The 11,898-nt window shown below is 61.2% G+C and carries 8 protein-coding genes and 1 pseudogene; 1 reads left to right on the top strand and 8 read right to left on the bottom strand.

Annotation, left to right across the window (positions count from 1 at the left end):
• Positions 1–3,022 precede the first annotated feature (3,022 nt).
• From AC1DGP_RS34110 to AC1DGP_RS34075, 8 genes and pseudogenes are all read right to left on the bottom strand, one after another.
• On the bottom strand, positions 3,023–3,709 hold the full coding sequence (locus AC1DGP_RS34110; protein WP_476770993.1) for a GntR family transcriptional regulator: 687 nt from the start codon (positions 3,707–3,709) through the stop codon (positions 3,023–3,025).
• A 3-nt stretch (positions 3,710–3,712) separates the two neighbouring features.
• Positions 3,713–4,552, bottom strand: coding sequence for a carbohydrate ABC transporter permease (locus tag AC1DGP_RS34105; RefSeq protein ID WP_476833190.1), 840 nt, complete (start codon positions 4,550–4,552; stop codon positions 3,713–3,715).
• Between the two features lies 1 nt (position 4,553).
• The gene (locus AC1DGP_RS34100; protein ID WP_476770793.1) at positions 4,554–5,465 is read right to left on the bottom strand and encodes a carbohydrate ABC transporter permease; all 912 of its coding nucleotides are present in this window, start codon (positions 5,463–5,465) and stop codon (positions 4,554–4,556) included.
• Positions 5,443–7,581, bottom strand: a complete 2,139-nt coding sequence (locus AC1DGP_RS34095; RefSeq protein ID WP_476770792.1) for an FAD-dependent oxidoreductase — start codon at positions 7,579–7,581, stop codon at positions 5,443–5,445. Before AC1DGP_RS34095 ends, AC1DGP_RS34100 begins: the two co-directional genes overlap by 23 nt.
• 20 nt (positions 7,582–7,601) lie before the next feature.
• Positions 7,602–8,972: an ABC transporter substrate-binding protein gene (locus AC1DGP_RS34090; RefSeq protein ID WP_476833189.1), complete on the bottom strand. Its 1,371-nt coding sequence runs from the start codon at positions 8,970–8,972 to the stop codon at positions 7,602–7,604.
• 664 nt (positions 8,973–9,636) lie between these two features.
• Complete coding sequence (locus AC1DGP_RS34085) at positions 9,637–10,140, bottom strand: RES family NAD+ phosphorylase (protein WP_476833188.1); 504 nt, start codon at positions 10,138–10,140, stop codon at positions 9,637–9,639.
• Complete coding sequence (parS, locus tag AC1DGP_RS34080) at positions 10,137–10,601, bottom strand: type II RES/Xre toxin-antitoxin system antitoxin (protein ID WP_441508527.1); 465 nt, start codon at positions 10,599–10,601, stop codon at positions 10,137–10,139. Before parS ends, AC1DGP_RS34085 begins: the two co-directional genes overlap by 4 nt.
• Before the next feature lie 82 nt (positions 10,602–10,683).
• Positions 10,684–11,074, bottom strand: a pseudogene (locus AC1DGP_RS34075) (IS110 family transposase); the annotation flags it as partial.
• Positions 11,075–11,107: 33 nt separating this feature from the next.
• Between AC1DGP_RS34075 and AC1DGP_RS34070 the strand changes: the two are divergent.
• Positions 11,108–11,281, top strand: coding sequence for a 4-fold beta flower protein (locus AC1DGP_RS34070; RefSeq protein ID WP_441508491.1), 174 nt, complete (start codon positions 11,108–11,110; stop codon positions 11,279–11,281).
• Positions 11,282–11,898: the final 617 nt, after the last annotated feature.

The following is an 11,898-nucleotide window of genomic DNA, read 5'->3' as shown; positions in this document are numbered from 1 at the left end:
CCGACGGAGCCGCCACCGGAACCACCGCCCGAGCCTCCGCCCGTGCCTCCGACGGAGCCGCCACCGGAACCACCGCCCGAGCCTCCGCCCGTGCCTCCGACGGAGCCGCCACCGGAACCACCGCCCGAACCTCCGCCTGAGCCTCCTACGGAGCCGCCGCCAACAGAGTTGCCATTACCGCCGGCGGCGGACGAGGACGCGGCCCCTCCGCCGCCGTTATTCGCAGTGGCACTTGCGCCGGCGGCGTTGGAGCTCAAATTTCCCTCGCCGCCGCCGGAGCGGTCTGAGGTCCCTGAAGAAATGGCGCCTGTCGTGGTCGGCGGGCAGGTCCAGACTTGACTGCCACCCCGCTGCGTCAGGTAACACGCTGCATTGGGCGCGCGGGTCGGCCGACCATCAGGAGAAACGGCCGCATAGTACAGGACGTTGCCGCCCGCGAGGCCCTGAACGGACGATGCGCGGGCGCCGATAGACGCGGTAGCGCGTGGTGGGCAGACCCACAGACGGTCGCCGTCATACTGCTGAATGATGCAATGGCGGCTGGGCGCACGCGTCGGGCGGCCATTCGCGCTAATGGCCCTGTAGTATCGTACCACGCCGGCATCGCTCCGACCGACCCCAGAGCTCTCGACAGAGCCGCTCGTCCAATGACCAATCGCTGCCGGTGTTGCTGGTCCACCGCGCCCGTTCCGCCGGGCAGGGTCGCATTCCCAAAGCCATTGGCTCCTCACCAGCTTGCGTTCGCAGGAGGGGTAGGGTTGCGGCGTCGGCGAGCCGTTGACTGCAATACCTTCATGATATTCCGGCGAAGAACTGACGGTCAATGCTTGCGAATACGCCAATGTTGACGTAGCTGCAAGCAAACAAAAAATAATAAATCCAGAATTTAAGCGATGCATGACGAATCCATCTTTTTTCAAGTAGATTACTTGCAGTCATTAATAGAACTGAGATATGTTGTAATCAGTTACATAAACCAAACTGTCTGATTCTTACGATAATTCACGCACAGTTTCGTTGTCAATGCTACAGGACTTACTTTAGGCGGCTGATTAATATCCCCTTCGAAGACCTAAGTCGGATGATTTCACCCGCACTTAGTGGATTGACTTCCACGCCGGTTGCGCTTTGGTTGCTGCCGCGATGACTGCGTCGGGGTCGGCTTTCCCGCGGAAGAGCGAAATCACGCCCCACATCGACACAGTGAGCGCCCCGGCACAGCGGGAGCGTCTCGCCGCCATTATCACCGAATTTTGGGCGGAGGGTCCTACCGTCGATTTGGCGTTAATGGCTGACCGTCGGTTCAATAAAACCACACCTGAAGAGCAAAGAGACTCCTGACTGAGTGAAATCTCAGCGAGCCGCGGAACCGTTGGTTTTGCCATGGGTTCGCAATCGCGTGTTGGTGCTCTCAACCAGCGTCGACACGGCCTGGGAGCAGCCCCGCTTACAATCCGCCCCCCCAGCCGGCGGGGCTGCTCTTCGCCAGTGGAGTTGCAGTTGTGTGCGCGCGTCGGTTGTTGCGTGTCGGCCCTGGTGCCGAAATTGTCCGGGGCCCGGCCAGCAAGGCGGGATGCGCACCAACGGTGCGCAACAGACCACCCGCCGCCTCCCGCCAAACGGGACTACCTGAACGAGACTCCCTCCAAGATTAGGAACGGGCCAATGGTGCCCTTGGGCCGGCGCCCCGATCAGAATTCCCGAAAGCCGACGTCCGCCACGTCGGCTAGGGGCCAACTCCGGAAGCTCGACGTCCGGGAGATCCGCGCGTCCATCGCCTCGAGCGACCATCAAGGGGAGATAGGTCGTCGCAGCTCCTCGGCCGCTCGCGAATCCTATGGACGGCGCGCGGGGAGGGGGAAGCCGCTCAAACAAATTATCCGTCCGGCGAAGAACCAGTCGGATGCGCGCAGGTTCTCAGCTGAATTCGCGCTCTTGCACAGGTCGGACTGAATGCTCGCGTCGAAAAAACCGGGCTGCCGGAAACGGAGCGACGCCCGGCAGGGCCGGGCGACGCATGTCAGTTTGCGGAACTTTTCCTACAATCGCGGCAACACTATGCCTCGTTCTTCATTCACCTCGCTCTTCGGGCGATTGGGCATTCGTTCGTCTTCCCCCACGTGTCGCCTGTTGAACAGGCGCCGATCCGCGCCAGTGACAGATTGAATGCCCCGCGGTGACAAAATACGCATGATGGAGAAAGGCGCTGTGCGCCTTGAGAGCGCGTTTGATGCTGCTGCGGTCGGAGTTGCTCCGAATTCCTCTTGTCGTTCAGCGACGAACAAGTCTCTGGCGGACTTTAACAAGCGAAGCAGGCCAACCTCCTATAACCGAACCTGTCGGGAGCCTTCCGGTAAGGTCTAAGGATAAGATGGCAAAAAAGATTGTTCTTGGCTTGTTATGCAGCGTTCTCCTGACATTATCGATCTGGCGGCTTATATATTTGTTAGCTCTCGCTCCCCAGATCGATGACATACTCTTCATCGGGAGTCCGTTGCTCGCAATTATTATCTCCTCATTGCTTGTTCGCTCGACGTACAAGGTGAGCGACCAAACGGACGAAGCTTGAGGTGTATTGAGCCCAGTCCATTGGGGCGATTAGCACCGATTTGAGCGTTTGTTTGAGGTCGCCTCGTCCAATTGCCTGCCAGGGCGAAGCGATGAGAAAGCGGACGGATACGGCACCCCAAGTTGCAAATCTTAATGTGGGCGGTCGTTGATCTGATGGTCTCTGCGGACGATCAGGACCTGGAGCGCTGGAGGTCTATCCGCAGCGGTCGCCGGAGGATGCGCTATTCAGCCTTTGCACCGCGGCGGTGAGGCAGGGGTCGGATGCGGCCTTCAACATTTGCGCCGCAAGGACTACCTGCAGGCGATTGCGAGCGTTCGGCCTGGCCATTAGGGTGGTCATTGAGCCCTTGCCCGTCTTGTCGCTGTACGAAAGCTCGTGAGCGAGCTCGCTGTTACTTTTCCCGAGCAGCAACAGCTTGACGATCTGCTCCCCCGCAAAGTCCGTACATTCCTACAGGCTAAGCGCGCGCGAGCAGCCGCGCAGCACGTGGTCGCTCATTGCGGCCACTGCGGCCGGTCCGTCGCGACGTTCTAGCGCGGCGATAATCCGCAGATGATCGCCCATCGCAATCGAAACCAGAGAATCCGTCATTAATCCGCGTTCCTGCCGGATCAGACTCAGCTTGAGCGAGTTAAGGCGATAGGCTTCCGAGATGATCCGATTTCCGAGCGAATCGACGATCACTGCGTGAAAGGCGCTGTCAACGTCCCGGGCGCGGGCCAGCATGTCGGATTCCGGTTTTCGGCCGTTTGCCCGCAGGCAATCCTGCTCCAGAATCTCCTCATGTTCGCGGCGCATCGCCAGGATGGCCTGGTCGGTCGCCGTCTCGATGAAGCTCGCCGTGGCTTCCTTTTCGATCATCAGCCGGTATTGGAAAGCGTCCTTGACCAAGTCGATGTCGACATAGGCGATCTGCATCCCGCGGCTCGGTACTACGTTGACCAGCCTTTCGCCTTCGAGGCGAGACACCAGTTCGCGGATCGTGCCGATCGGCAAGCCGGTCATGTCGACCAATTCGCGCTGCGAGAGAAATTGGCCGGGCCTGATCCGGTGGGCGAGCAGGTTCTTTACGAAGCTGTCGTAGGCCCGCTGGCGGGAGGATGCCTCGAAGACGACGGCGGGCAGATTTCTCACCATCGATCAGCCTTTCGTGGCACCGAGCATGGCCCCAAAGAACATCTGCTTCTGGACGATCCAGACAAAAATTAGCACCGGGACCATCTGCAGCGTTGCCGCAGCGAAGACCTCACCCCAGTTGGCAGTGCCTTCGCCGATGCCCGACAGCATGTCGGCCAGGACGACTGGGGCGGTTGCGGTGCGCGTCGTCGTTAGCACGAGCCCAAACATATAATCGTTCCAGGCGAACACAGCGACGAAGATGGCGACTGTCAGAATACCCGGCCAGATCAGCGGCAGGATGATGCGTCGAAAGGCCTGAAAACGGCTGCAGCCGTCGAGAAAGGAGGCCTCCTCGATTTCCAGCGGAACGTTGTCGATGAAGGTCTTCAGGATCATCACCGCTAGGCTGACCTCGAAGGCCGCATAGACCAGGACCAGTCCGAGGCGGGAATCATCAAGGCCCACGCTCGAAAAGATCGGGAACAGCGGCACGGTGACGACCAGAGGCGGCAACATCTTCAGCGCAAGCAGGACCGCCGATGAGCGCCGCACGCCGAATTGCGGCAAGCGCGAGAAGGCGTAGGCGGCCGGAAGATTGACGGCCAGCACGAGTAGAATCGACCCGCCGGTCACAGCCGCGCTGTTGGCCAGACCCAGCATGAACTTGCTCCAGCGTTCGCCGAGACTGAAGAAATTCGCCAGCGTGGGCCAGAAAAGCAGGATCGGCCGATAAGAGAAGATGTCCCGGTCGGGTTTCAGGGCCGAGAGCGCGACCACCAGGATCGGGACGACCGAGACGAACACGGCAATTCCGAGCACAATACGATCTATCCAGCCCAGCCTTGCACGCGACGACTCCATCTTAGTGTTCCCGATAAAGCCGGATGACCTGAATGCTGGCGGCAGCGGCCGTCAACAGCAGCATGAGCCAGGCGATGGCGGCGGCCCGTCCGAATTCCCAGTAGCTGAATCCTACCTTGTAGAGATAGATCGAGAGGATCTGCGTGGCCTCGAGCGGTCCGCCCTTCGTCAGTATCCAGACAGTCCCGAAAGCGCGCATGGTGATGATGACGCGGAAGACGGCGGCGATTAGCAACCCGGCCATCATCAAGGGAAGCGTGATGCTGAGGAAGCTCTGGAATGGGCTGGCACCATCGATCTCGGCCGCCTCGTAGATCTCCGGCGACAGCGCCGCCCGGATCGGAAACAGCAAGATGAGGACGTGGGGCATGCCGGCCCAGAATTCGATCAAGGCCACAACCGGAAGCGCGAGGGAATCCGAGGAAAGCCATTGCTGCCGGGGAAAGCCTAGAAGTTCGATGGCGTAGTTGATCGGGCCGACATTGAGATCGAGCAGATAGCTCCACATCGTCGCCGTGACCGCATGGCTCATGGCGATCGGAGCGACGAGACAGGCGATCACCAGCGCGCGAAAGCGCCTCACGCGCACGAGAATGCAGGCGAGCCAAAGTCCGATGGCGAGTTGGAGGCTGACGGCGATCGCGACGAAAACCGCCGTGCGCCAGGTCGAGGCCCAGAAATCGGCGGCGGCGAGGGTCGCGCGATAATTCTTCAGGCCGACGAAATTCGGAACACGGCCGACTGAATAATCTGTAAAACTGAGATAGAGCGCCCAGATTTCGGGCAAGACGATCACGGCGGTGACAAGCGCATAAAGCGGCATCACCAGCGACCAGTTGCGCAAGGGGGCGAGCTTGCTCGCTACGTGGCCTACCGCGCCGGGCTTCAACTCAACGCGCGTCCTGGCGGGCATCCCCGAGTGCTCCCGCCAGCAGAACCCGATCCTGGTAAGGTGCGCGCTGCAGCTCCCTCGGGTCTGGCGCCGGCGAACCCAGCGCCGAGAATTGCTCAAGCGCGCCTTCCCACAAGCGGATCCTGCCGTCCAAATCGCTGAAGGCGACGGCGATACCTATTGGAGTCGCGATCATGTCGGGTGTGACGGCACCATTGAGGTCGTGGCTAAGGATCAGGAAACGGGTCTCCTTTGCGGGCGCTTTGACAAACGCTATCAAGTGCGCGCCGTTCGCGCGCGCCGCCCCGTCGGCGCGGTAAAGCTGAATCTCGTGGCCGTCCAGGATGCGCGCGACCAGTGTTGTCTGGAACGTTCGGCAATCGCTGCGTACGGCGCTAGCCCCAGTCGGGGAGATAGCAATGACGGTCAACTGATCGTCCATGGCTATGCTGCCGCCATCGAGACTCTCGCTCCGCTCAAGCGTCGAGGCGGTAGTTAAACCCGGTTCCGGCAGAAGCTGTAAGGACAAAGGCGCGCGGTCAGAGGCGAGGGCGACCTCACCGCGAAAGGCCATGAGCCGGCCGCCGCCATCGGAGAGCTGCATGTCGAGCAGCCCGTCGCCTGTACTAGCAAATCTGACCAGTCGCGCGGGCCCGGCCAACTGCGTCACGGCAACGGTCGACCAGTGGCGGTGGAAGCGCAGGGAGATCGTGAGTTTCCCGCTGCGCTGGAGGCAGGCGAGATAGGTCCGGCCGTTGCGAGCGCGAACCAGTTTCAGCTCGGCCTCGCCTTCCGCCACGAGGCCGGTGTCTTCGTCGATCAGGCGCAGACAACGGAGATAGTCGCCGTAGGTTGACAGATCGAGACTTTGGCCGCCTGCCTCGATGTCCCGGCGTAGAGTCTTGATGTCGATCCGCTCGATATCGCCGCCGTGCGCTGCGGCGAGCGCTGCCGCTTTACCCGCGCCGAAGCCCATCTGGGCGCATGTCGTCATCGCCCGGTAGGAGCTCAGCGCCAGTTGCTCGCCCGACAGGGAACGCCCGGGGCAAAGAACATTGCTCGCGCCCTGCGGGATCATCGCGCCGAGCGGGATGTGATACGGTTCGACCATGTCGGTGACGCCCGTTCCTGCACGCCGCTCCGTCGCCGGCCAATGGAAGTCGAGGTGATAGGTGCCGACGGCGACAGCGTCGTCGAACACCGCGCCGCTGCGGACATCCGCATCCGTCAAGGTCGCTTTGCCGATGATGCGCCGGCCTTCGCGTTGGCCGATGCTGCGAGCAGTATGAGCCAGCGTATATGTGGCGAGCGGCGCGCCACCATTGATGGTGTGTCGGCCGCCATAGCCTCGCGTCTGAAGATAATAGACTAGGCCCATCATCTGTCGGCGCGCATGGATTTCAGCCTTCGACAGGCTGAAGCCATCAGCCGCATCGAAGCCGACGACTTTCATCTTCACCTCGACCCGGCCATCGGCAAAGCCGTGCAAGGACGTCATAGGCAGCTCGTCGTCTCTCTCCCAACTCGGGCAGCCCTCCGGCAGCAGCGGGCGCACCAGTTGGTGGGTGTTCCAGAGGGTGAAATAGAGGCTCATCGGCAATTGTTCGCGCGCGCCAAGATGCGTGACAGGACAGCCGAGGGCTGAGGCAATCACCGCATTACCGGTCGCATCGATCACAACTCGGGGGCTGACGCGCACGAGGGTCGGCCCACATCGCACCAGAACTTCGGTGACGCTCCCATTCTCAGCCTTGGCATCAAGCGCTGCGGCATGCAGCCAAGTCTCAATCCCGGCCTCGTCGAGCATGCATTGCAAGGCGAAGCCGCAGGATTCGAGATCATAGGCGCGGCGGTCGTCATTGCTGCGATAGGGCTCGATCTTGCCGGCGCGGGTGAGGCGCGCCACCAGATCCGCGAAGATGTAATTGACCCGGGCGGTGTCACCGACAAAGCCGGCGACACCGCCTGCGGTGCCCTGGCCGCCTAGAATATTGCTGGGTTCGACGATGGCGACGCTCAGGTGCGGCGTCTTGGCCGCCAATGCGGCGAAGACACCGGACATCCCGCCGCCGAGCACGAGCACGTCGACATCGCGCAAAACGATGTCGCGGCTCGAGAGCGCATAGGGCGCGTTCATTCCCGGACCCACCCCTGAATTTATCGCCGCGCTGCGACGAGAGGTTGGATTTGCGCGTGCGCATCAGTCATGGCGGCCTGTGCTGACTTACGGCCCATCATGGCGGCGACAGCCTCCTTGACGAAGATGTCGCGTACCTGATTGGCACCTTCGAACACCGGCAGCGGGGAGGCGCCGTTCGCGAGTGCGGCGGCCGAAGCGGCACTATAGGGCGCGGCCGCGACAAAGGCCGGATTGGCGAGTGTCTCGGGATCGACCGGACCATTGCCATTCTGGGCCATTCGCAACTGCACGGCAGGCGAGGCGAGGTAGCGAATGAATGTCCAGGCGGCTTCACGCCCCTCGGCCCGGCCGTTGGCCGGGAATGCTGCCCCCCAGAATGCCATCTTGGCCGGAGCGAAGCTGCCTTCGGCCGATCCGGGGATTGCGAAGAAGCCAACCTTGCCGGCCACGCGGGACGAGGCCGGATCGTTGAAGCGGTTGTAATAGTTGTCGCCGAACAGCGACATTGCAGCCAGGCCCTCGCGCATCATCGTCTGGACGGAGGTGGCGTCCATCGAAGCGAAGTTCGGCGGCAGCGCGCCGCGCTCAACCAGCGTCCTCAACCGTTCGATCGCCTTGATGGTCTTCGGTTCGGTGACCTTTACTTCGTGATCATCCGTCAGAACATTGCCGCCCATAGCCTTGACGGTCGTAATGATGTCTTCTTCGGGCTTGATGGCTAGGCCATAGACCGAGGCGCCGTCCGCGCGCTTGTGCGAGGCCTTCTCGGCGGCAGCTAGGAAATCTTCGAAGGTCTTGGGCGCGGTAATGCCACGCTCCTCGAAGATCTGCTTATTGTAGTGGATGATCTGAGGATTCGAGCGGATCGGCACCGCGCGGAGATCGCCGTCAAGCTGGTAAGCGGCGAGCATGGACGGGAATATCTTGGCGAGTTCGAGCGCCTGGGCCTGCCGCTCCTTCAGCGAAACCAACTTTTCCAGAACGTCGCGTGAGGGCCAACTGCTCTCGATCATCACGACGTCGAACTGCGATGTACCAGATGACAGGGTCCGGAGCAGGTTCTGCTGCATCTGCGGCCACGGCACCGTTTCCCAGACGATCTTGAACCCGGTCTCGCGCTCGAAAGCCGCCTGGAGATTGGTTTCGGGCCTGTTAGGTGTGCCCTGAAACGCCGTTTGATGGGCTGAGTTCGCGAAGACCCGGATCGGCACCTGGGCTGCGGCCTCGCTCAGCCCGGCCAGTCCGAGCAGCGCACCGATGATGAGATGTGTTTTCATTCGATCCTCCCGAAAGGAAGGATTACAGACGCTGCAGCAAGATACAACTGACATGTTATTAGCATTTCGGCACGTTCGAGCTTGGGCAAACCGTGTCAGGAGTCGGAACACTGCGCCCGTCGAAGCTGCGCTTTCCTCATTAGGAGGCAGAACAAGAGCTGCTCGAAAAAGCCCCACCCTGCCACGTGCGGCGCAGTTCTTGGTTGGGGCATGGCTTCGAGCGGATAGTGACGTATTCGCCACCGGCGGGCCCGATGAATCGCCCCCTTCGGGATTGTACGACCGGTCGGCTGACAAATCGAACGGAGCGCGCAGGCAAAAGGGTGATTAGCCGACCCGATTCAGGGCATGACTTTCGCGAGGAACCGAATTCGGTCGACCAAGACATGGGTTGGCGTGCGAACCCGATGACGACCCGTTCAGGCCCTGACGCCCGCCGGCAGTTAACGTGCCAATGCCAGCTGGACTCGAATCACTCCCCCCAACGCATGCGGTTGAGGAACAGATTTTCGTTCGGCGCCGGGGTGAACTGCAGCGGCTTGGCGGCGCCATAGCCGATGACGGTCTGGTAAAGCGGCACGACCGAGGCCATCAAGGTAACCGATCTGCACCGCAGGCTCGAGGCACTCGACGAAGGGGGAGCATGACAAAGCCCAGCAGTTCGCAGCGCAGTTTCATTATCGCAGCGGCGTGAAACGGCACGAACCCCCAAATTCCATGGCGCCGCGGGAATTTGCAACAGAACCATGCCGCTGTTCTGCGGCACTATGTCGTGTCACTTCGCTGACGGCGGATGAAGTCGGGTATCGAGCGCGAACGACTCCTGAACTCGGCGCGCATAGCCCAGCCTGGCGGCCGTGAAGAGCAAATTCCAGCTATGGGTTGAAACCACACTCGGAACAACGACAAATGCATGCCGCCGTAGCAGATCGTCGCCAAAAACCTGCTGGCCGGCACTTGGGATGCCAGGGCGCAGCCAATTCGGATTCGGTACCCGATCCGGCGTGACGATATGGACTGCAGCAATGTCTGAAATAACGGCCGCCGTCATCACATGGGGAACGGTGTCTAGCACCCAGAAGCCCTTGTGGACGGCAACTTCGAGAATGGCCGTCGCAGGATCGAGCGCGCAATATACCGCACGCACTCCGGCGCTATTCCATCGCCCTCCGACCCGATAGGCTCCTTCTCCGCTATCCCAGGTCGATGCATGGATGGCTTGATCGAGGCGCCAAGCTATTAGCTCGGCGCCTCCAAGCACGCTCGGCAATGGCGTCACGCATAGACACCGTAGTCGAGCCGGGTCAGATAGTCCTCTACCAGCTCGACGCCGGCCGGAGTCGCCAGAAGGTCGATCGGGCGACGCTGGTCAAGGCCGATCGCGGGGCGTTCGAACCACTGTTCAGCCTCTGCCTGCGAACCGAAAACATCCGTTGCCTTCGACAGAATCTCGGCGAACTTCCACGCCCGTCCACTCTGCTCCTGGCTCAGCGGTTTTGCGGGCGCGTCCTTGCGCCGCTGATAGGTTCGCAGGCTCATGCCGAACGCCTTCTCCAGCGAATCCGCCTTCTGAATATGGGTGAGCTGCCCGACAAGATGATCCAGTGCCGAAGGCGGTAGGCCTCGTAGCAACATCTCATGCGCGTCCAGGGAGCTAGTGACGCGCCACGCTAGCAGCTTGGCGCCGCCCAGCAGTTCCGTCACCCTGTGCAGGGTTCCACCGGTTTCCGGTGGCATCATCTTCTCAGCCGAAACCACCATGGCTCATCCCCCCCGTTAGTCAACTGTCGCAAAATTATATGACAGGTGACGCGCCGAGTTTCAAGGGCCTGCTTGACTGCGGCCTAACTCGGCTCTGAACGAGTGGCCGGCCGGAGTTTTTGACGTGGACCGGTTTAAGCAGCCCGACGCGCATCATCTGTGCGATGCCGAGCGCGTCATTGCGATCGGTCATGTTGTTCCGGGCCGAAAGCGCAGCGCGCATATGTCGGGTCTCGACGTGGATCACCGGCAGTACCGCCTCGACCAAGCCGGCATAGAGCCACGGTGAAAGCGGTCCTGCCTCCAGACCAATGCGAGCTCAGATGTGGCCGAGGCCGATGGCGCTGATCGCTTCAGGGTGTGCGATACACGACCTTTCCCTGGCGATCGACGATACAGACCGCGGTCTCTTTCACGGAGACATCGAGGCCGACGTGGTGCTGCTGGCTCATGGTGGGGCTCCGACGTTGGATCGGGGCACCATCATGCCGCGGCTTCCGCCGCGCGACCATCGTCGAGGAATGACGATCTATCTTTGGAGCGGCAAGCGCGTTGCGTATCTGAAGAAGAGCAATACCGGGTACGACGTCTACGGCTTCAACGGTGATCATCTCGGCTGGTCGTTACCACTGGCACCCTCGATGATCGCTACGAGATGAGCGGGCTGCTGTCAGAGGAAGAATGGGAAGCAACGTTCGGCATGCGCGAACGATTGGCCAGTTAAGTGCGGCTCCACTTTTTCACACAGTAAGGCGAGTTGGATGACCCGCATCAGGAGAGGTAGCGCTCCGTGTCACTGCGCCTGACCGTGAGGCGCGGTAGTGGCCAAGACTAAGTCGTCGATTGCCTTCTTGAGGGATAGGAGCCCTTCACGGCTACTTTGAAGCTGGCACGAAAGGACCGGGACGATGGGGATAGTCTGGTCGCGCATTACGGTGGGGCGACCGGTAATCAAAACGATGCTGTAGAGGCCGTTCCCGTGCAGAAGGCCGCCGACGCCGTCAAAGGCTATCGTAGGAGCCCCATAGTCGACGGCGGCAGGCCTCGATGACTCCTCGGATGTGGTCAAAATCCACCCCCTACCTTTTGGAACTTTTGCCTGATCCTGCTGCACAGCTACGACAGAGGGCGTTGTCACGTTAACCGCGGACCATTGAAGCGAACTCAACCGGGTGACGGGCTCACGCTGCGAGGCCAGCGACGGCTTTCCATTGTGCCATGGCGCACAGACGATGCAGATGGATGGCGAGGGCGGAGCGACGGGACCGGGGCGGGA

It is taken from the genome of Allobosea sp. 05T433 (assembly GCF_056396065.1).
This window is presented reverse-complemented; position numbering and strand designations above follow the sequence as displayed.